The organism is Pseudomonas sp. Z003-0.4C(8344-21) (assembly GCF_900104975.1).
In the GTDB taxonomy this organism is placed as follows: Bacteria; Pseudomonadota; Gammaproteobacteria; order Pseudomonadales; family Pseudomonadaceae; genus Aquipseudomonas; species Aquipseudomonas granadensis.
Genome location: NZ_LT629756.1, coordinates 3,664,440 through 3,682,934, shown reverse-complemented (window position 1 = coordinate 3,682,934; position 18,495 = coordinate 3,664,440). Strand labels below are relative to the sequence as shown.

Annotated in this window: 18 protein-coding genes, 1 tRNA gene and 1 pseudogene; 6 read left to right on the top strand and 14 right to left on the bottom strand. The window is 59.8% G+C overall.

Translation table 11 applies throughout. From position 1 onward, the window contains the following. Positions 1-28: 28 nt before the first annotated feature. Positions 29-1,669 (top strand): sensor domain-containing diguanylate cyclase, encoded by a 1,641-nt coding sequence (locus BLU24_RS16690; protein WP_093101894.1) that lies wholly within the window; start codon positions 29-31, stop codon positions 1,667-1,669. Here the strand turns inward: BLU24_RS16690 and BLU24_RS27650 are convergent. Further along, positions 1,666-1,917 (bottom strand): hypothetical protein, encoded by a 252-nt coding sequence (locus BLU24_RS27650; protein WP_157720855.1) that lies wholly within the window; start codon positions 1,915-1,917, stop codon positions 1,666-1,668. The genes BLU24_RS16690 and BLU24_RS27650 overlap by 4 nt on opposite strands. Before the next feature lie 212 nt (positions 1,918-2,129). Here BLU24_RS27650 and BLU24_RS16680 point away from each other — a divergent pair, with 212 nt between their 5' ends. Next, on the top strand, positions 2,130-2,501 hold the full coding sequence (locus BLU24_RS16680; RefSeq protein WP_231990164.1) for a hypothetical protein: 372 nt from the start codon (positions 2,130-2,132) through the stop codon (positions 2,499-2,501). A gap of 284 nt (positions 2,502-2,785) precedes the next feature. On the opposite strand, the gene BLU24_RS16675 is transcribed toward BLU24_RS16680, so the two are convergent. From BLU24_RS16675 to BLU24_RS16645, 7 genes are all read right to left on the bottom strand, one after another. After that, the gene (locus BLU24_RS16675; RefSeq protein WP_093101892.1) at positions 2,786-3,148 is read right to left on the bottom strand and encodes a response regulator; all 363 of its coding nucleotides are present in this window, start codon (positions 3,146-3,148) and stop codon (positions 2,786-2,788) included. A 23-nt stretch (positions 3,149-3,171) separates the two neighbouring features. Next, positions 3,172-4,611: an ATPase domain-containing protein gene (locus BLU24_RS16670; protein ID WP_093101891.1), complete on the bottom strand. Its 1,440-nt coding sequence runs from the start codon at positions 4,609-4,611 to the stop codon at positions 3,172-3,174. 214 nt (positions 4,612-4,825) lie between these two features. Then, the gene (locus tag BLU24_RS16665; protein WP_172833339.1) at positions 4,826-5,641 is read right to left on the bottom strand and encodes an alpha/beta fold hydrolase; all 816 of its coding nucleotides are present in this window, start codon (positions 5,639-5,641) and stop codon (positions 4,826-4,828) included. 287 nt (positions 5,642-5,928) lie between these two features. Then, complete coding sequence (locus tag BLU24_RS16660) at positions 5,929-7,242, bottom strand: ATP-binding protein (RefSeq protein ID WP_093101889.1); 1,314 nt, start codon at positions 7,240-7,242, stop codon at positions 5,929-5,931. Next, entirely contained in the window at positions 7,239-7,979 is a 741-nt protein-coding gene (locus tag BLU24_RS16655) for a response regulator (protein WP_093101888.1), read from the bottom strand. Before BLU24_RS16655 ends, BLU24_RS16660 begins: the two co-directional genes overlap by 4 nt. Before the next feature lie 301 nt (positions 7,980-8,280). After that, positions 8,281-9,591: an NTP/NDP exchange transporter gene (locus tag BLU24_RS16650; RefSeq protein ID WP_093101887.1), complete on the bottom strand. Its 1,311-nt coding sequence runs from the start codon at positions 9,589-9,591 to the stop codon at positions 8,281-8,283. Positions 9,592-9,649: 58 nt separating this feature from the next. Next, entirely contained in the window at positions 9,650-10,696 is a 1,047-nt protein-coding gene (locus tag BLU24_RS16645; protein ID WP_093101886.1) for an SDR family oxidoreductase, read from the bottom strand. A 145-nt stretch (positions 10,697-10,841) separates the two neighbouring features. Here BLU24_RS16645 and BLU24_RS16640 point away from each other — a divergent pair, with 145 nt between their 5' ends. Next, positions 10,842-11,774, top strand: a complete 933-nt coding sequence (locus BLU24_RS16640) for a LysR family transcriptional regulator (RefSeq protein ID WP_093101885.1) — start codon at positions 10,842-10,844, stop codon at positions 11,772-11,774. A gap of 179 nt (positions 11,775-11,953) precedes the next feature. Here the strand turns inward: BLU24_RS16640 and BLU24_RS16635 are convergent. Next, positions 11,954-12,041 (bottom strand) — tRNA-Ser (locus BLU24_RS16635). 122 nt (positions 12,042-12,163) lie between these two features. On the opposite strand from BLU24_RS16635, the gene BLU24_RS16630 reads away from it, so the two are divergent. After that, positions 12,164-12,835: a Bax inhibitor-1/YccA family protein gene (locus tag BLU24_RS16630; protein ID WP_008006561.1), complete on the top strand. Its 672-nt coding sequence runs from the start codon at positions 12,164-12,166 to the stop codon at positions 12,833-12,835. Positions 12,836-12,902: 67 nt separating this feature from the next. Here BLU24_RS16630 and BLU24_RS16625 read toward each other — a convergent pair whose 3' ends face one another. Beyond that, the gene (locus tag BLU24_RS16625) at positions 12,903-13,232 is read right to left on the bottom strand and encodes a YceK/YidQ family lipoprotein (protein ID WP_090283161.1); all 330 of its coding nucleotides are present in this window, start codon (positions 13,230-13,232) and stop codon (positions 12,903-12,905) included. Positions 13,233-13,290: 58 nt separating this feature from the next. Next, positions 13,291-13,728 (bottom strand): Lrp/AsnC family transcriptional regulator, encoded by a 438-nt coding sequence (locus BLU24_RS16620; RefSeq protein ID WP_093101884.1) that lies wholly within the window; start codon positions 13,726-13,728, stop codon positions 13,291-13,293. 148 nt (positions 13,729-13,876) lie between these two features. On the opposite strand from BLU24_RS16620, the gene BLU24_RS16615 reads away from it, so the two are divergent. After that, the gene (locus BLU24_RS16615; protein WP_093101883.1) at positions 13,877-14,770 is read left to right on the top strand and encodes a DMT family transporter; all 894 of its coding nucleotides are present in this window, start codon (positions 13,877-13,879) and stop codon (positions 14,768-14,770) included. Positions 14,771-14,773: 3 nt separating this feature from the next. On the opposite strand, the gene BLU24_RS16610 is transcribed toward BLU24_RS16615, so the two are convergent. The 3 genes and pseudogenes from BLU24_RS16610 to BLU24_RS16600 all read right to left on the bottom strand — a co-directional run bounded on the left by BLU24_RS16610 (position 14,774) and on the right by BLU24_RS16600 (position 17,766). Beyond that, positions 14,774-15,814 carry an FUSC family protein gene (locus BLU24_RS16610; protein ID WP_172833277.1) on the bottom strand — a complete coding sequence of 347 codons (1,041 nt, stop codon included), beginning with the start codon at positions 15,812-15,814 and terminating at the stop codon, positions 14,774-14,776. 61 nt (positions 15,815-15,875) lie between these two features. Continuing rightward, positions 15,876-16,070: pseudogene (locus tag BLU24_RS16605) on the bottom strand (HlyD family secretion protein); the annotation flags it as partial. Between the two features lie 70 nt (positions 16,071-16,140). Further along, the gene (locus BLU24_RS16600) at positions 16,141-17,766 is read right to left on the bottom strand and encodes an NADP-dependent glyceraldehyde-3-phosphate dehydrogenase (RefSeq protein ID WP_093101882.1); all 1,626 of its coding nucleotides are present in this window, start codon (positions 17,764-17,766) and stop codon (positions 16,141-16,143) included. Positions 17,767-18,080: 314 nt separating this feature from the next. Here BLU24_RS16600 and BLU24_RS16595 point away from each other — a divergent pair, with 314 nt between their 5' ends. Continuing rightward, positions 18,081-18,434, top strand: a complete 354-nt coding sequence (locus tag BLU24_RS16595; protein ID WP_093101881.1) for a c-type cytochrome — start codon at positions 18,081-18,083, stop codon at positions 18,432-18,434. Positions 18,435-18,495: the final 61 nt, after the last annotated feature.

Sequence of the window (18,495 nt, the reverse complement as noted above, 5' to 3'; positions counted from 1 at the left end):
TCGAAAAACAGACGTGTCAGGGCAGACCATGAGCGACAGAACGGACACTCCGAATCAGCCAGTCAGCGACGAGACGCTGGGCGCCCGGCAACCCGTGGCCATGCTGAACTTGCGGTGGCTGATACTCGCCCTCGTGTTGCTGTCTGTTCTGGCGACGTTGGCCAACAGTCTGATCACCGCCTACCGCGTGCAGCGTGATGCTTTGCTGGACCACGCGCTGCAATCGAACAGCGCCTATGCCGCGAAGGTCGCTTCGAGCCTGTCCGAATTTATTCATTCGGCGCAGAACCATCTGCGGTTTGGCGCCGATGAATTGGGCAAAGCCTGGGGTGATCCCAGCGTCATGCGCGGCGAAGCGCTTCGTCTGCAAAAACAGGACGCCGATTTCAACTCGATCGCCATTGTCGATAGCAATGCCAAGGTGCTGGAGGCGTACCCGGACGCCCTGCAAATCAATGGCTCTACCTTGCACTCGGATGCCATTCGCAACGCCATCGAGGCGAAGCGCTCCTTTATAAGCTCGGCTTACACGTCGTCGGCGGGCAATCTCGTCGTGTTCATTTCCGAACCCGTTTATGACGCTGCCAAGCGTTACGTGGGCATCATCGGCGGCTCGGTTTATCTGCGCGAGGACAACGCACTGCACACCTTGATCAGTCGTCACTTTCATCACGAAGGTACGTTTGCCTTTGTCGCCGATCAGGATCGCCAGTTGCTCTTTCACCCTGACGCGTCGCGCATTGGCGACACACTGGGTTGGAGCAAAACCGTGGATGCAGCGTTACGGGGCGAAAGCGGCTCAATGACCGTACGTAATTACAAAGGCGTGCCCATGCTGGCCGGATACGCGCAGGTACCGGGCGCCGGCTGGGCTGTGGTCGCGCAGCAGCCACGGGAGATCAGTCTGGCGCCGCTGGAGACACTGATGCGTGATGTTTTGCGGGGAATGGTGCCAGCCGCTGTGATTGGCATTGTGCTGATCTGGCTTGGCACCTTGCTGATCTGTCGTCCGTTGAACCAGCTCTCGCTTATCGCCCGACAGTTGTCGGCGCCGCAGGCGACTGAGCAACTCCACCACGTGAAGGCCTGGTACCGCGAGGCGTTTTCCATTCGCCAGGCGATGCTTGCCGGTGTGCAGTTGTTGCAAGCAAAGCTGGGCCGCCTGAGTCAGCAGGCGTTTGCCGATCCCATGACCGGTCTGGCCAATCGCAGGGCCATGGATGAGGAATTGCGCGGCCTGGAACGTGCCGGCCGAACGTATTCGGTGTTGTCGCTGGACATCGACCATTTCAAACGGGTCAACGACACCTTTGGCCACGACAAGGGCGACCTGGCGATAAAACAGGTCGCGCAAATCATGCAAACCCATTCCCGCGCCGGCGATCTGGCGTGTCGCGCGGGGGGAGAGGAGTTCTTACTGATTTTGCCGGAAACCGATATCGATTCTGCCAGTGCTATCGCGGAACGGATTCGTCAGGCCATCGCCACATGCGATATTCCAACGGTGGGACACATTACCGCTTCGATCGGCGTGGCAACCTGTGAACACCTGCCAACCACGGCAGACGTCGTCCTCAAGAAAGCTGACGAATGCCTGTACCGGGCCAAACAGGGCGGACGCAACCGGGTGGAATTTGCCCATCCAGATGCTGCGAGTAGAACATGTTAAAACGGCTCAGCCAGGCTTGCGCTCCCTATATGATTTGCAATGCCGGTTAAAGCCACTAAAGGACAGGCAAGCCAATGCATCATGCCCCCAAGCACCTCTTTGCGTACGTACGACAGCCTTGCGAATACCGCCCATCCGTAAGCGCTATCGTGCTTTTCGGCCTCAGCGTAGAGGGAAAAGACGAGCCGCCGGTTTACCTGGAAATTCGCTTCATTGACTACAGCTGCCAGCAGGTTGAGGGCGATCATCTGATGTTGTCCCTGGAGGGGGCCATCGAGGCGGCTCGAAATGATTACGGGATTCAGGAGGATGATTGGCGCGCGATGAGCCAGAAGGAGATTGACCAAATCAAGTGGTAGTAACAGCTATCCGCCAGCTCCAAAGGTGGCGCGGCTAACAAAACTCATCAGCGCTCTTCGGGTCGAACGCCTCGTTATTTACGCTTGAAGGATATGGCCCCGTGATTACTCACCTCCGCTTGATACCCTTGATCTTTTTCGCACTCTTTAACGTGGGCGGCTGCGCTCAGTACCGTTACGTCAGTCCCGAAACCGAACAAGGCAAGCAATGTGTGGAAAAGCTGGATGCCAGGGTGTTCGAGTGTGAGCAACGTGCGCGAAACGCCACAAGCATCCAGCGGGAGTCTTATGAGTTTCAAATGATTGGCTATCGTGCTTGTACTCAGCAAACTCCTGGAAGTGCACAAATGCCACAGCCGTGCGGATCAGAGCCAGTTGAGCCTGGCGCTGCGCAAAGCCGGATGTGCAAGAAGGATTACAAGGAGTCGTTCATCGATTGCGGTGGGCGCGTTGAAGAGATCAAGAACAACTGAATCTGCTCCCGCATCCGGGAAGCGTTGTTAATTGCCAATGGCAATATCATCCCGCGCGAGTACGGCGTTTTGATTTACCATTCGCCCGCCGCCTGTTCCGGCGGCTTTCAGCCCCAAGGCTGCACTTCGAATTCAAATGGACGGATCCCCGCGTCAAGTAACCCGCGCCTTTGCTGCGCGCATGAAAAAGCCCGCTTCGCGGGCTTTTTTACAGCACTGGATTGGCGGCTTTCGGCCAATAACCGCTGGCCGAGATCTCGCCGCCGCTCGCCATCCGCGCTCGGCTAGTCCGTCGCCAACAGCTTCTTTACCTGCGCCACAATCTCGGCAATGTCAAAAGGCTTGGCAACTACCACATCGAACAAGTCCGAGCGCTCCATGCCGATATGCGCCTGCGCGCCACTCATCAGAATGATCGGCAAATGTTTGACCGAGGGCTGCGCCCGCACGGCTTCGGCGAACTCCAGGCCGTCCATGACCGGCATCATGAAATCAGTGATGACCAGCGCTGGCCGTTCTCTCTCCAGCACGTCGAGCGCTTTCTTGCCATTGCTCGCGGTCACCGTCATGAAGCCTTCATCCTCAAGCGCAAAGCCAAGGATGTCAGCAATCAGATACTCGTCGTCGACTACCAGGATGGTGGTCATGTTATTTCAACCCGCTCGAAGACTTACGATATTGAACCAGGCAATGACTCAGCTGAGGCTGAAGGTTCATTTCTCAAAGCCTTTTCCAGGAACACATCTTGATCACGGATAAGCACCTCGAACCGCGATGGGTTATAGGCGCTATCGCGTACCTTAAGAATGGAAAGCGTCCTGCGAAGTTCAGCGTGATGCTCAAAGAAACGCATGAGAATCAGGTTGTCGACAATACTGGACAGGTCAGAGTTCGGTGAGCTCACCTCGGAGCCAAACAAATCGCGCATCTCCCACGAGGCGAACACCGTCACGCCTCTGGATCGCAGCTCGTTCATCAGCGCACTGTAGAAGTCGGTGATGCGTTCCGGGGTGGTGGAAACCCTGGTCATGCCGCTCAGGCTATCGATGAACAAGCGCTTGATGCCTTTTTCATCGACGATGCTCAGCAGTCGCGCGCCGAGGCCGTCCAGCAAACCCTCGGTGGTCGGTTGCCAGGCAATGCTCATCGCACCGCTGTGTTCCATGTCTTCAATGTTGATGCCGAGCGATTGGCCTTTCAGGCGCAGGCGCTGCGGGCTTTCATAGAAGCCGAAATGCAGGCCCGGCGCTTCGGGCGTCGACTGCGCCAGAAATTTCAGCCCCAGGGTGGTTTTTCCGATCCCTGAAGGACCCATGACCAGCGACACGCTGGAGCTATACAGTCCGCCGCCGAGGATGTCATCCAGTGACGCAATGCCGCTGGGGATGCGCGTCATGTCGGCGCTGTCCGGGGCGGAAGGGCGTTTGTACAGAGTTTCAAGGCGTGGATAGACGACGAGGCCGTCATCGGTGATTTCACATTCGTGGAGACCCGTCAACGCGCCGCTGCCGCGGGTCTTGCGCAAGTGAATGCGTCGCACCGAGCGGGTGCCGAAAAGCTCTTCGCCCATTTCGATGACGCCGTCGACCATCGTGTGTTCGGGGCTGCCGTCGTCAAGGCGCGAGCTGGTGAGAAACAGCACGGTGCAACCGGCGAAGGCCGCGTGGCCTTGCAGTTCGGAAATGAATTTTTTCGTGTCGATGGGGGAATCGGCTTTGGAGCGCGCATTGAGCAAACCGTCGACCACCATGACCGTGGCTTTCTGCCGGCTGATTTCGCGCCTGAGCAGTTTCACGACTTGGTCGAGGCCCTCGTTTTCCAGGGTATCGAATGCGCTGACGAATTGTATTTCTGCACCCACTCGAGAAGGGTCGAAAAAACTCATCGTCGACAGAAACTGGAACAACCGGTCGTGCGACTCGGCCAGCAACGTGGCGACCAGAACGCGACCGCCGTTGCGGGCATGGTGGAACCCCAGCTGATTGGCAAGGATGGTTTTGCCCGAACCCGGACGCCCCTGAATGATGTATGAAGCACCCGCGACCAGGCCTCCCTGAAGCAGCGCGTCGAGCCCTTCGATTCCGCTCTGAAGGCGTTTTAGCTTTTCCACAATGCGACCCTGATCTGAAAAAACAGGCTTCTTAAGCCGGATGGATGAAATGCTAACGTCATTTCCATCTGGAGACCATTGCGGTTGAGGGAAAAGTAGCGCTGGAAGTTCCGCTGCGCATTAAGCAAGACAGACCCGACGCGCGGCGCCGGATCTGGTTCTTGTCGAAGCAACAAACGTGTGTGCAAGCCCGGCGTACGGGCGACCGTATCGTTTAGCGCGATTGTCCGGTGGCGCTGGCCTGGGCCGCTTCAATGATCAGCGCGGTGACTTTCTGCGGGTTGGACGTCATCACCACATGGGATGCACCCTGGACGGTAACGGTCTTTTTCGAACCCGCGCGATCGGCCATGAACTTCAGCGCCGCCTCGGGAATGTTCTTGTCCGCCGAACCGTAGATGAACCATGACGGCAGTTTTTTCCAGGCCGGTTCGCCAGATCCTTCCTTCAACGCAGCCTCGCTGATCGGCCGTTGCGTGGCGGCCATCAATGCCGACTCGGCGGCGGGTACATCGGCGGCAAATTGCTGGCCGAATTTGTCCTGCTGAATGTAGAGATCCTTATTGCCGTCCTTCAGCAGCACCGGGGCGGCGAGAGTAGGACCCAGGGTGCCTCCCGGATAGCGACCGGACAGTTCGATCGCGGTTTCTCCTTTGTCCGGCGCAAAGGCTGCGACATAAACAAGCGCTTTGACTTTCGGATTGTCGTGAACCGCGTTGGTGATCACCGAGCCACCGTACGAATGGCCAACGAGGATTACCGGACCGGCCGTATGCTCGACGATATCGGCGACATAATCCGAGTCCTGTTTGACGCCACGCAATGGGTTGGCCGCGGCAACGACTGGATATCCCTGTTTCAGCAACTGAGCGGCAACCCCATTCCAGCTGGACGATTCGGCGAATGCACCATGAACCAGAACGACGGTGGGCTTGGCAGCGCCGGGTTCAACGGCGGCAGTGCTATGCAAAGAGGTCAGTGCCAATGCCGCGGTGATGGTGACAGCCAAAAGCGATTTGATATTGCGCATGATCATTCCTTTTTTCATTGGTTGGAGGCAGCTGGAGAACAACAGTGTTTTCTGGCAATCGGAATGACTGCCGCTGAAAAATGTATTGAAGGTAGGGCTCGCCATTCAGGCATCCGGTGGCGAGTCGATGGAGAGAATTCTTGCAGGGGCATGTGTACCGGCTATGTTCGATAACCGGCAGTTATGCGTTGTTTTGAGTATGTGTAGGCGCTGGATACAGTGGCTTACAAATGCGAGCCACTGTATCCGGCCGATAGCGGCCGCCGTCGACGTGTAGCCCGTGCGGGCTAGGGATGGACGCCGATATCGAGGGTGACGCAGAGACCGCCACCGTCGCGGTTGCGCAACGTCAGTGAACCACCAATTGCGATGGCCAACTGCTGAGCGATGGCTAGGCCAAGACCGGTGCCGCCTGTGCTGCGGCTGCGTGAGTTTTCCACCCGATAGAACGGCTTGACCACGTCTGCCAGAACCTCTTCGGGAATGCCTTGGCCGCGGTCGAGCACACTGATCGACACGCCGGTGCCTGCGGTTGCACTGACTTGCACTTCGGCCGTGCCAGCGTACTTCAGCGCATTGTCCACCAGATTCACCAGAATACGGCGCAGGGCATGCGGCCTGGTTTCGATGACCGCGCCGTTCTTGCCGCTCAGGCTGACCTCTCGACCGGTGTCCTGGTAGTCGCAGACCAGACTGTCGAGAAAGGCGTCCAGACTGATGCGGCAACTGGCCTCGGTTGCGCCATGGACACTGCGAGCATAGGCGACACCCTCGCGGACCAGATGCTCGATTTCGTTGAGGTCGTTGCCCAGTTTGTCTTTCTCGGCTGAATCCTCCATGAACTCGGCGCGCAGTTTCATGCGCGTGATGGGCGTTTGCAGGTCATGTGAAATCGCCGCCAGCAGTTGCATGCGCTCTTTGAGATAAGCGGCAATCCGCGCCTGCATGCTGTTGAAGGCGCGCGCGGCATAGGCCACTTCACGCGGGCCGCTTTCATCCAGGTGCATCGGATGTGCGTTCGGATCAAGGTTTTCAACTGCCTCGGCCAGGCGGCTTAGCGGGCGTATCGCGATCCGCACCGCAAGCCAGGTACAGCCGATCATCAACACCAACTGAGCGAACAGGGCGAAAGGCAGCCAGGGTGACAACGGCCTGACAGAAGGGCGCACGTCGATGGTGACCGGGCTACCGTCAGACAGTCGCAACTGCGCCTGAAAATGCGGGCGTGAGTCCGGGATTTCCACAAAGGTCAGCGCATAGTCACGGCCCAGGGCGACTTGCAGTGATTGCGCCGCAGTCCCGGCGAGATCATTCGAGGTCAGCGGACTTCCTGCATCATGCTCGCGCAGCAGATAGTCGTAGTTGCGACGCTGCAGGCGCTGGGTCCACGCCGGGCGCTCAGCGGCAGGCAGACGGTCGAGGATGGCGATGGAGGTCGCGGTGTCGTGTTCGAAATTGCCCAGCATGGCCGTCTTGGTGCTTTCGTAGCGTTCGTAATACTGGGCGGCGAACATCAGGGACTGGGCGAGTATCAGGCCGACGAGGAACACCAGCCACAGCCGCGATGCCAGCGTGCGAGGCCATTGCAAGGCGAGTTTCATGCTTGCTCCTCGAGCACTTCGACCGCATAGGTAAAGACGTAGCCTTCATTGCGCACGGTCTTCAAGTACAGCGGTTCGCGAGCGTCATCGAGCAACCGCTGACGCACGCGGCTGACCAGCAAATCGATCGAACGGTCGAACATGTCCGCGTCACGGCCCTGGGTCAGGTTGAGCAATTGGTCACGACTCAGTACCCGCTGCGGATGATCGAGAAACACCCGCAGCAGCCTGTATTCGGCGCCGCTCAGCGAGACGAGCGTGTCGTCTTCATCGAGCAGATGGCGCGCGGTGGTGTCGAGGCGCCAGCGCCCGAACTTGAGTTTTCGGCCGCTTTCACTGACCACAAAGTTGGGCGGCAGCATGCGCGTACGTCGTAGAACCGCATTGATGCGGGCGAGCAGTTCGCGCGCAGCGAAAGGTTTGGCCAGGTAATCGTCAGCGCCCATTTCCAGACCAATGATGCGATCGGTCTCGTCGCTGCGCGCGGTCAGCATCAGCACCGGCGTTGCCTTGTGCTTTCCGACGCGAAGTTCACGGCACAGCAGCAGCCCATCATCGCCCGGCATCATGATGTCGAGTACGATCAGATCCACCTTGTTGGTTTCCAGAAACGCCCGCATCTGACGGCCATCCGCAACCACAGTGGTGCGCAGACCATTCTTGTTGAGGTAATTGCCGACCAGTTCCCTGATCTCGCGATCATCATCCACGATCAATACATGATCGATATGTTCCATTCCCTGCTCTCCAAAATGAGCGCAACGATTGCGCAGGCTGGCGATGCCCGATTGCCCGTTGGAAGGGGCTTGTACGCGAACGGCACAAGTGCCCAGAGGCGCCAACGGCAACAAGGGAAGTCGCGGATTTACAGCGCGCGTATTACGCCGTCAAACGCTGATGGCAGTCCAGTTTTTTAGGGGGCTGTGACAGTTTCTTGTTTGAGCCTGATCGGGTGCCGGCGCATGTTGAATGCGAGTTGGCGAATTGGTGGGTACGGAACGTGGTTGCTCCTTCATCGCCATCATTCGCCGGAGAACATCAGGCGGGGGTTTGACGCGCTGCCAACACACCGGATCGTCGGTCCGCCCGCTCGCCGAGTCGCCATCCCAGCAGTCCCCATAGTAGTGCACACAATGCGCCCACCAGTGCTGCCATGCCTGCACCTTGACCGAGCGCGTCCAGCGCGCTCTTCGCCCAGGCACTGATGGCGTCGCCAGCGCGGTAGACCACCGTGTCGATGACGTTCTTTGCCTTGTACTTGCTTTCGGCATCGAGTGGCGCAAACAGCATCTCCCGGCCTGGGCGCACGAAGGCGTACTCACCGATGCGGCGCACGATCATCAGCGCGGCGATCAGGCCGAAGCTGGGCGCGAAAATCAGTCCGATGAACCCTGCGCACATGACCAGCGGCACCATGGCCAACAGCACGCCGACGCCTAGCTTTTGGGCGACGCGTCCAGTGATGAACAGCTGGCAGAGCAGGGCGCCCGCCTGCACGACAAAATCGATGATGCCGAACACGCGCACCTGCGCCTCGCGGTTCGGGAAGTGTTCGGCAACGACACGAGCCTGCTCGAGGTAGAGGAAAGTGGTGACCGTGGCCAGCAGCACCACAAAGCCGCAGATGCCGAACAGATAAGGTGATTTCAAAATCGCCGTCAAACCGCTGAAGGGATTGCCCGGCAACGGCCTGCGAGGGTTTTCGCTCGGCGCGACATCGGGGCGTCCTGCGCCACCCCGTTCACGCCAGCGCATCAACTGGCGCTTGAACCACATCGCAGCGGTCAGCAGAACAGCGGCCAACAGCATCAGGCCGGACTCGCCCAGCGGACCGATCAGCAAGGCGCTCAGCGCAGGGCCACTCAGGCCGCCGACGCTGGCGCCCGCCGCGATGAAAGCGAACAGACGTTTGGCCTGGGCACTGTCGAATACATCAGCCATCAGGCTCCAGGCGACCGATATGACAAACAGGTTGTAGACCGATATCCAGACGTAAAACACTCGCGCCAGCCACGGGCTTTCCTCGCCCAGGAACAAGGCGGCGAACAACAGGAGGTTGGCGCAGAAAAATCCGTACACCCAGTCCACGAAATGCAGGCGCGGCACGCGTGCGCTGAGCCAGGCGAACAGCGGAACGGCCGCCAGCATGACGAAGAAGGTCGCGGTAAACAGCCATTGCAAGTTCTCGACGCCGGCAGTGATGCCCATCGATTCGCGGATCGGACGGAGCATGAAATAGCCGGCGAACAGGCAAACGAACAGCAGAAAACCATTCAGCGCAGGGCGCAGCTCGTGAGCCTCGGCATTGATGATGGCGCTCGTGCGGTGGGCGAGAAGTGACATATTCATGTTGCGCTCCTGTAGGAGTGTCGAGGCAATGGCACGGAGCTTGTCCGTGCCAGGGCGGTCAGCGGTAGTTGACGCCGGTCAGTCGCTCAGAGAGTTGCCACAGCGCGTCGGAGTCCGAGCGATCGGCTGCGGCCGCAGGCATCTTGGCGAAGCCCAGCGGTCCGCGCTTCTCGTTGTCTCCGGTGGGCCCATAGTAGGCACCGCCAACAGCCTCCAGCGCCGTCGCTGCATACAGCGTGGGCAGCGCGCCCTGCGCTGCGGAATGATACATATCCCGCTCTACAGCCCATTGTTTGCCGAATTTACTGTCCAGGCCAGGCCCACGGGCGATCAGCTCAGTCACGGCGACGCCGGGGTGAGCGGCGATGCTGCGTATCCCCCAGCCGGCGGCATCGCTGCGCTGCTGCAGATCAATACTCCACTTGAGTACCGCCAGTTTCGATTGGCTGTAGGTGGCGAACGGGTCGTAATTGCGCTCAGCCTGCAGGTCATCGAAGTTCAGGATTGCCCGCCCTGCGGCGATGCTCGACAGGCTGACCACCCGACCATCGTCGCTTTTGCGTAGCAAGGGCATCAGCAGGCCGGTCAGGGCGAAATGCCCCAGGTAATTGGTCGCCAGCTGCATCTCGTAGCCGTCGGCCGAAACGCCTCGAACCGGCGGCGACATGATCGCGGCGTTGTTGATGAGCACATCGAGCCTTGGCAGGCGTCCCTGCAGACGGTTAGCGAGGTCGCGTACGGATTGCAGATTGGCAAGATCCAGCGTTTCGAATTGCACGCGCGCCTCGGGCACGGCTTGCCTGATGTTTGCGATAGCTTCGCGGCCGCGCTCCGCGTTCCGTGCGGCGATGATTACCTCGGCACCGGCTCGGGCCAGGGCCAGTGCGTCTTCATAGCCCATGCCGCTGGTCCCTCCGGTCACCAGCACGATGCGGCCTTTCTGGCTGGGCATGTCGTGGGTCGACCAATCCGGCTTCGGCTCGCTTCGGGGAGCGGCTTGCGCAGCCAGCGTGCCGGCAAGCGCGGCAATGGCGAACAGCGTTCGGGCGGCCTTTAGGATACGTTGGCTCGCGGTATTGTTCGGCGTAGCGGGTGAATGGCTCATCGGGGAATTCTCATTCGCGTTGCAGGTTCCCGGTTGGCGGGGCGAGTGAGCAGTATCGGTGTACGAGTGCGCGAGGATAAGTCGGGTATTGGTGGATAGCCCGTACGGTGTGGCGTACAGTCAGGCGCCTGTGGAGGAGGCATTCATGCGTAAACCAAACCTTACCGATGTGTCTATATTTGCTGCGGTGGTTGAGGCAAGGGGCTTTCGTGCTGCCGCACAGAAGCGGGGTTTGTCGGCCTCGTCGCTAAGCGACTGCATACGTCGGCTGGAAGGCGACCTGGGCTTGCGCCTGCTCAATCGAACCACCCGCAGCGTCACGCCGACGGCGGCCGGCGAGCGATTGCTCGAGCGCCTGCGCCCGGCCTTGCAAGAAATCGACGCCGCCTTCAACGATCTGGACGACGACGCTCAGCGGCCGGTCGGCACGCTGAAGCTCAATGTGCCGGTGCCGGTGGCCCGCTTTTTGTTGCCCGACCTGCTGGCGCGGTTTCTGCGTCTTTATCCAGGGGTCAGTGTCGAAGTCGTCATGGATAACACCTTCGTCGACGTCAACGCTGGCGGGTATGACGCCGGCGTGCGCTATGAAGAGAGCCTCGCCAAGGACATGATCGCCGTGCCCATAGGCCCGCGTCGCCAGCGCTTCGTTGCGGCGGCCGCCCCGGGCTATCTGGCTGAACGTGGGACGCCCACTCACCCCGAAGAACTGCCGGACCATGACTTGCTTGGCCATCGATTCGAGAGTGGAAAAGTGGGCGTGTTCGAGTTCCATCGAGACGGCCGTATTGTGCGTATCCCGCCTCAGGGGCAATTGCTGACGTCGTCGCACGATTTGAAAATCCGTTCGGCCATCAATGGACTGGGCATCGTCTATACCTTCGAGGATTTTCTGCGCGAGCCGCTGTCCGATGGTCGGCTGGTGCCGATTCTCGAAGATTGGTGGCAGGCCTTCGACGGTCCGTTTCTTTACTACCACGGGCGCCGTCACATGCCTTCGCCGCTCAGGGCGTTTGTCGATTTTCTTCGAGCCGAACGGCTGCTGGCACAGAGCTCAGGCGTCTTCAGCGCTGTGTCGTAAGGCCTGCATTCATCTTCGGATGACGAAGGCTTCAACGGTCCCTTCATTCGCTCCCGTCTCGGAAGAGCTGCGGAAATGGTGGAGAAGATGCGGAAACGATCCCTCGCCAGAGGACCAAAATTTAGGAATGCCAGAAACAACAAAGCCCTGAATAATCAGGGCTTTGTCGGTACAGAATATGGCGGAGGCGATGGGATTCGAACTCATGGACCTGTTACAGTCGACGGTTTTCAAGACCGTTGCCTTAAACCACTCGGCCACACCTCCGTTGCGTTGCGGGCGCCATAATACCTGAATGAAACACACTGTCAAACTCTCTGCATGGCTTGTTACAGAGCGTCTGTTATGATCTTTGCGACTGAACGTTTCAAACCAACAGGAGTGTCGCCATGCGCGAACAGGATTACGCAGTTAATAACAGCGTGCAGGCTGAGCAGCTAGAGGTTAGCCGCGTCCTGCGCAACACTTACGGCCTACTGGCGCTCACCCTCGCATTCAGCGGCGTGATGGCTTTTGTCGCGCAGCAGATGCGAGTCGGCTACCCGAATATCTTCGTGGTGCTGATCGGCTTCTACGGGCTGTTCTTCCTCACCAACAAACTCCGTGACTCCGCGTGGGGCCTGGTATCTGCCTTCGCATTGACCGGTTTCATGGGTTTCCTGCTCGGCCCGATCCTCAACCGTTACCTGGGCATGCAGGGCGGCGCTGAAGTGGTCAGCTCGGCGTTCGCGATGACCGCGCTGGTGTTCGGTGGTCTGTCGGCCTACGTGCTGATCACCCGCAAGGACATGAGCTTCCTCGGTGGTTTCATCACTGCCGGTTTCTTCGTGTTGCTGGGTGCCACGCTGGCGAGCTTCTTCTTCCAGATCAGCGGCCTGCAACTGGCTATCAGCGCAGGTTTCGTGCTGTTCTCGTCGGTGTGCATCCTGTTCCAGACCAGCGCCATCATCCACGGCGGCGAGCGCAACTACATCATGGCGACCATCAGCCTGTATGTATCGATCTACAACCTGTTCGTCAGCCTGCTGCAACTGTTCGGCATCATGAGCCGCGACGACTGATAGCAATGATGCAATAACGAAAAACCCGCTTCGGCGGGTTTTTTGTTGTCTGCGGGAAAGTGCTGGCTCAGTTGATGACGATGCTGCCATCCACTTGCTGGCGGTAAATCGTGTAAGGCAGCAGCAGGGTATCGAGTGCGCCGGAGACGACGGCGTCCACCAGTACCACCGGAATGGCCGCGTTGCGGTGCTCATCTGGGTCAATGCCTGAAGCCAGGGGAGCGTTCAGCGTGCAGAAGTCATAGGCGAGGCCGCTGTAGATTCTCGGCACCGCGCCGCAGTAACTCTTTTGTTCCTTCAGCCCGTCTACGGCAGCCTGATCGTTACGTGCCACCGTCTGAATCGTGCCGCAACCGCCAAGCAGCATGGCTGCCAGCAGCGTTGCCTGAATTTTCATAGCGCCAATCCTTAGCCGCGGAAAATCACAATCTACGCCAAATAATGGCAGAAAACATCTAGGCCATCGGCGGCAACCGGCGCTTCACCGGGGTTTTCTTTACGATCGCCGTGTTGGTTTCCGCCAAGGTATTGAGCCGGTCGAGCAGGGTGTCGAGCTGCTCCATCGAACGCACATGCAGGCGCGCGATAAAGCAGTCTTCGCCGGTCACCTTGTCGCACTCGGTGAACTCAGGGATCGACAGAATCTGCCGCTCCACCTCCTGCAATTGCCCAGGTAGAGGCCGCACCCGGACGATCGCCTGCAATTGATAGCCAAAGTGCTTCGGGTCGATCTCGACGGTGTAGCCCTTGAGCACGCCGCGTTCTTCGAGGCGGCGCAAGCGCTCGGCGACGCTGGGCGAGGACAATCCGCTGATCTGCGCCAACGCCTTGAGCGAGCGACGCGAGTCTTCCATCAAGGCAGTAATAAGGATCTGATCGATGTCGTCAGTCATGGGCGAACTCCGCAATTAGGCCATTTCGATGGATACCCTCGATAAAAAAGGCAGATTCGCAGTTTAGCCTGTCTTTTGCGCTGGAGCCGCGCCCGGCGTGCTTGGCATACTTTTGCCATGCTTTCGCCAACCCTTCGGGAGAATGAACATGGACACAACCCTGCGTCGCGGCTCGCTGGAAATGACCGCCGCCATGCTGATATCCGGCACCATCGGCTGGTTTGTATTGGTCTCCGGGCAACCGGTGCTCGACGTGGTGTTCTGGCGTTGCGTGTTCGGCGCCGGCACTTTGCTGTTGATCTGTGCAGCGTTCGGTTTTCTGCGTCCGGGCATTCTGACCCGCGGCACCTTTTTGCTCGCCGTGCTCAGTGGTGTGGCGATCGTCGGCAACTGGGTGCTTTTGTTTGCTTCGTATTCTCGCGCGTCGATTGCCATCGGCACTGCGGTCTATAACGTGCAGCCGTTCATGCTGGTGGGATTGGCGGCGTTGTTTCTCGGCGAAAAGATCACCGTGCAAAAGCTGTTCTGGCTGGCGGTTTCGTTCCTCGGCATGCTGGCGATCGTCAGTGCCCACGGCACGCAAGGCGAGAGTGGCAGCGACTATCTACTGGGCATCGCGTTGGCCTTGGGCGCGGCGTTGCTGTATGCGATTGCTGCACTGATCATCAAGCGCCTGACCGGCACGCCGCCGCATCTGATTGCGTTGATTCAGGTCTGCACCGGGGTTCTGCTGCTGGCGCCGTTCGCGCATTTCAGCGTGTTGCCGCAAGCGCCGAGTGCCTGGGCCAGTCTGGTGACCCTGGGCATCGTCCATACTGGTTTGATGTATGTGCTGCTGTACGGCGCGATTCAGAAGTTGCCGACGGCATTGACCGGTGCACTGTCGTTCATCTACCCGATCGCGGCGATCTTCGTTGACTGGTTTGCCTTTGGCCATCGCCTGGAAATCCTGCAATGGGTCGGCGTTGCCGCGATTCTGCTCGCCGCCGCCGGCATGCAACAAGGCTGGGGTTTCAAGGCGCGGCGACTGGCCGCGCAGTGAGGCTCAAATGTTCCAGCGCGGGGCGGATTTCGCCAGGCGCTGGCGCATCTCGCCGATGTTGGCCGCCAGTTGCCGGGTCAACAAACGGTAACCGTCCAGTGCGCTGTAGACCGGCGCATCGAGGTTGGACTCCGGCAACTCCAGCGGCCTGTCGAGGCGACTCGTCGCCCTGCTTTTCAAGGCGCGGGCCATGCCGATCAGTTGCACGCGAATCTGCCGATGCTCGGCCTTCAGCGCCGATTGCAAATGCGCCATGGCTTCTGGGTCGTTGGCATCCGGGCGGGTATTGCCGAGGATTTCCAGCGTACTGATGCACATGCGCAGGTTGCGCTGGATCGCATCGAGTTCGGTCATGGAGATCTTCACTTCCTTGGACACCGACGGCATCAGCGAGCGCAACTGCACCATCACCGCGCCGAGGCGGCTCATCAAGCGCAAATGCTCGTCGGCGGCTACCGGTTGTCCGCTGATGATGCGTCCATACACCGTGGCGCAGTCGCGCAGGGCATCGGCGAGGTTGTAGCGCCACGAATACACCGCGTACAGCGGCAGGGCGAACGAAAATGCCAAAGCGAGGGCGATACCGATGAGGATATCGACACCGCGCCACAAGCCATCGCTGATCGGATTGTCGCCATGCCCGGCGACGATGAACACGGTGATCGCCGAGAGCAGGGCGGTGTAACCGCCCTTGCCGATGGCGTGATAGGAGAAGAATCCGCAGACCACGGCCATCGCAAAATAGGTCAGCCATGGCATCCCCAGCCACGCGTGCTGCGCCACCAGCGCCAGCCCGACCGCGGCGCCGATCAGCGTGCCGGTGGCGCGCTCCGCGGCTTTTTTGCCGATGTTGCCATGGTGCTGCAGGCCGCCGATCACTACCAGCATAGTCACCGAGGCCCATTCACCGTGGGGCAGGTTGATGCCGGTGGTCAGCAGGATCGTCGCCAGCAATCCAAGGGCCACGCGCACTGCGTGAATCAGGCGGGCGTGGCGGTAACGGCGATACGGGTCCAGCAAGGGGCGCAAGACCCGCCGCAGCAAGGGCGGAAGTCGATGGGTGCTGTAAGTACTCAGTGCAAGCCTCTCGTCATCTCGGTTCAGATCAGTGGAACGGAAAAATGTAGTTCATCCATGCTGCCATACGCAGGAGGATATTGCGCATCGCACCGATATGGTGGAAATGCTGACTGTACAACGCGGCCTGCCCGTAAGCGCCGCCCGGCATCCGTTTGCTGTACCGGGCGAAGGCCGGATCGGTGATTTCCATGATCACCGGCACCCGTCCGGCCGGCGAAGACCTTGCCGGGAATGCCGTCGAACGCTGGCCGGGCGCTTGACGACTTTGGCTCAGGTGCCGATGAGGTGGATCAGAAGATGTAATCAGTGGTCAGGAAACTCGAATCACGCCCGCGAATGATTTCGCTGATCAGATCCTTGTTGCTCTCCTGGAACTTGGTCGCCACCAGTGTACGGATCGAAAACACCCGCAACGCATCGTGCACCGACAGCGTACCTTCGGCGGAATTCTTGCGGCCGTTGAACGGGTAGGTGTCCGGGCCGCGCTGGCACTGGGCGTTGAGGTTGATCCGCCCGACCTGGTTGGCAAACGTATCGACCAGCCGACCGACCGCCACCGGATTGGTGCCGAAGATGCTCAACTGCTGGCCAAAGTCCGATTCCAGCACATAGTCGATCACGGTATCGAGGTGACGATACGGCACGATCGGCACCACCGGGCCGAACTGCTCTTCCTGATAGACGCGCATCTGCGGGTTCACCGGGTACAGCACCGCCGGGTAGAAGAACGACGCGCGGGCTTCACCGCCATGCGGGTTGACCACTTCGGCGCCCTTGCTGCGCGCATCGGCAACCAGCCCGTGCAGGTAATCGACCTTGCCTGATTCCGGCAGCGGCGTGAGCGCAACGCCGCTGTCCCACGGCATGCCCGGCTTCAGGTCGGCGAGTTTGGCGTTGAATTTTTCGATGAAGCTGTCGACCACGTCTTCGTGGACGAAGAGAATTTTCAGCGCGGTGCAGCGCTGGCCGTTGAACGATAGCGAGCCGGTGAGCGCTTCGCTGACGGCGTTATCCAGATCGACTTCCGGCAGGACGATCCCCGGGTTTTTCGCATCCAGACCCAGCGCGGCACGCAAGCGGTGCGGCTTGGGATGCAGTTTTTTCAGGTCGCTGGCGGCTTTGTTGGTGCCGATGAAGGCAAAGATGTCGATCTTGCCGCTGGCCATCAGCGCACTCACGGTTTCGCGGCCGCTGCCGTAGATCACGTTGATCACGCCGGTGGGGAAGCTGTCGCGGAAGGCTTCGAGCAACGGGCGGATCAACAGCACGCCGAGCTTTGCCGGTTTGAACACCACGGTGTTGCCCATGATCAGCGCCGGAATCAGCGTGGTGAACGTCTCGTTCAACGGATAGTTATAAGGGCCCATGCACAACGCGACGCCGAGCGGTACGCGGCGGATCTGGCCGAGGGTATCCTGTTCCAGCTCGAAACGGCTGGAGCGGCGGTCGAGTTCCTTGAGCGCATTGATGGTGTCGACGATGTAATCGCAGGTTCGGTCGAATTCCTTTTCCGAGTCCTTGAGATTCTTGCCGATTTCCCACATCAGCAGTTTCACCACGGCTTCGCGTTGCTCACGCATGCGCCGCAGGAATGCTTCGACATGCTGGATGCGCTCGGCCACGCGCATGGTTGGCCACAGACCCTGGCCACGATCGTAGGCGCGAACGGCGGCGTCGAGGGCGGTGAGGGCGGTTTCAGCGTCGAGCAGTGGCGTGCTGCCAAGGATCACTTGTTCGTCGCCGTTGGCACCCTGCAGATAGACGGGGCTGCGCACTTGCGCGAGCGGGCCGTCCCAGCGCCGCAATTCACCGTCGACGAGGTATTCGCGCTGCTCGACCTGAGCGTCGAGACGGTATTTTTCCGGGATGTCGCTGACAGAAGGGAACAGATTGCCAAGGATGTTTGCTGTGGTCATGTCGCTACCCCGTGATGAAATCAATGTGCAGGTTAAAACCGATACCTGTGGGAGCGAGCCTGCTCGCGAAAGCGATTTTTCAGTCGGATCATCAGGGACTGACACACCGCTTTCGCGAGCAGGCTCGCTCCCACATTGGGATGTGGGGAGGTCTTGGAATTGTCGTTCCAAGCCTAGACCTGTTTCGCCCTGCTTGTGAACCCCGGCTGGCCCCGTTTGCCCCCTTCATTGTCCGGCAATGCCCTCAGTCCTCTGTCACCGCTGGCTTAAGGTGGACGCCTAACAACAAGCGCCACCCCAACGCGAGGCTTTTCATGCGGGCGATCCGACTCTGTTTATGGCTGGCAATGGCCACGGCGCTGTACGGTTGCGGCGAAGAACCCAAGCCGCAGCCGCTCCAGCGCAACATCACACCCGCCGACCCGGCGCTGGCGCAGATCTACGCCAACAGTTGCCAGCTGTGCCACGCCAACCCGGCGGCCAATGCGCCGCTTACCGGTGATCGCCAGGCCTGGGAGCCGCGTATCCGCCAAGGCACCGACACGCTGCTCGACCACACCATCAATGGCTACAACGCCATGCCGCCGATGGGCCAGTGTGTCGAGTGCTCGGAAGAACAATTCCTGCAACTGATCGGCTTCATGGCCGACCAGCCGCTGCCGCAATAAGGGCCCGCCATGACTCTGGATCTGACGCGCCGGCAACTGCTGCAACGGGCGAGCATCGTCG

What these genes read in the sequence shown, in the direction of transcription:
- BLU24_RS16620 (WP_093101884.1), bottom strand. Translation starts at nt 13,728, where the DNA reads ATGACTGACGACATCGATCAGATCCTTATTACTGCCTTGATGGAAGAC.
- BLU24_RS16655 (WP_093101888.1), bottom strand. Translation starts at nt 7,979, where the DNA reads ATGGAACATATCGATCATGTATTGATCGTGGATGATGATCGCGAGATC.
- BLU24_RS16660 (WP_093101889.1), bottom strand. Translation starts at nt 7,242, where the DNA reads ATGAAACTCGCCTTGCAATGGCCTCGCACGCTGGCATCGCGGCTGTGG.
- BLU24_RS16630 (WP_008006561.1), top strand. Translation starts at nt 12,164, where the DNA reads ATGCGCGAACAGGATTACGCAGTTAATAACAGCGTGCAGGCTGAGCAG.
- BLU24_RS16615 (WP_093101883.1), top strand. Translation starts at nt 13,877, where the DNA reads ATGGACACAACCCTGCGTCGCGGCTCGCTGGAAATGACCGCCGCCATG.
- BLU24_RS16600 (WP_093101882.1), bottom strand. Translation starts at nt 17,766, where the DNA reads ATGACCACAGCAAACATCCTTGGCAATCTGTTCCCTTCTGTCAGCGAC.
- BLU24_RS16690 (WP_093101894.1), top strand. Translation starts at nt 29, where the DNA reads ATGAGCGACAGAACGGACACTCCGAATCAGCCAGTCAGCGACGAGACG.
- BLU24_RS16650 (WP_093101887.1), bottom strand. Translation starts at nt 9,591, where the DNA reads ATGAATATGTCACTTCTCGCCCACCGCACGAGCGCCATCATCAATGCC.
- BLU24_RS16665 (WP_172833339.1), bottom strand. Translation starts at nt 5,641, where the DNA reads ATGCGCAATATCAAATCGCTTTTGGCTGTCACCATCACCGCGGCATTG.
- BLU24_RS16595 (WP_093101881.1), top strand. Translation starts at nt 18,081, where the DNA reads ATGCGGGCGATCCGACTCTGTTTATGGCTGGCAATGGCCACGGCGCTG.
- BLU24_RS27650 (WP_157720855.1), bottom strand. Translation starts at nt 1,917, where the DNA reads ATGATCGCCCTCAACCTGCTGGCAGCTGTAGTCAATGAAGCGAATTTC.
- BLU24_RS16645 (WP_093101886.1), bottom strand. Translation starts at nt 10,696, where the DNA reads ATGAGCCATTCACCCGCTACGCCGAACAATACCGCGAGCCAACGTATC.
- BLU24_RS16675 (WP_093101892.1), bottom strand. Translation starts at nt 3,148, where the DNA reads ATGACCACCATCCTGGTAGTCGACGACGAGTATCTGATTGCTGACATC.
- BLU24_RS16640 (WP_093101885.1), top strand. Translation starts at nt 10,842, where the DNA reads ATGCGTAAACCAAACCTTACCGATGTGTCTATATTTGCTGCGGTGGTT.
- BLU24_RS16625 (WP_090283161.1), bottom strand. Translation starts at nt 13,232, where the DNA reads ATGAAAATTCAGGCAACGCTGCTGGCAGCCATGCTGCTTGGCGGTTGC.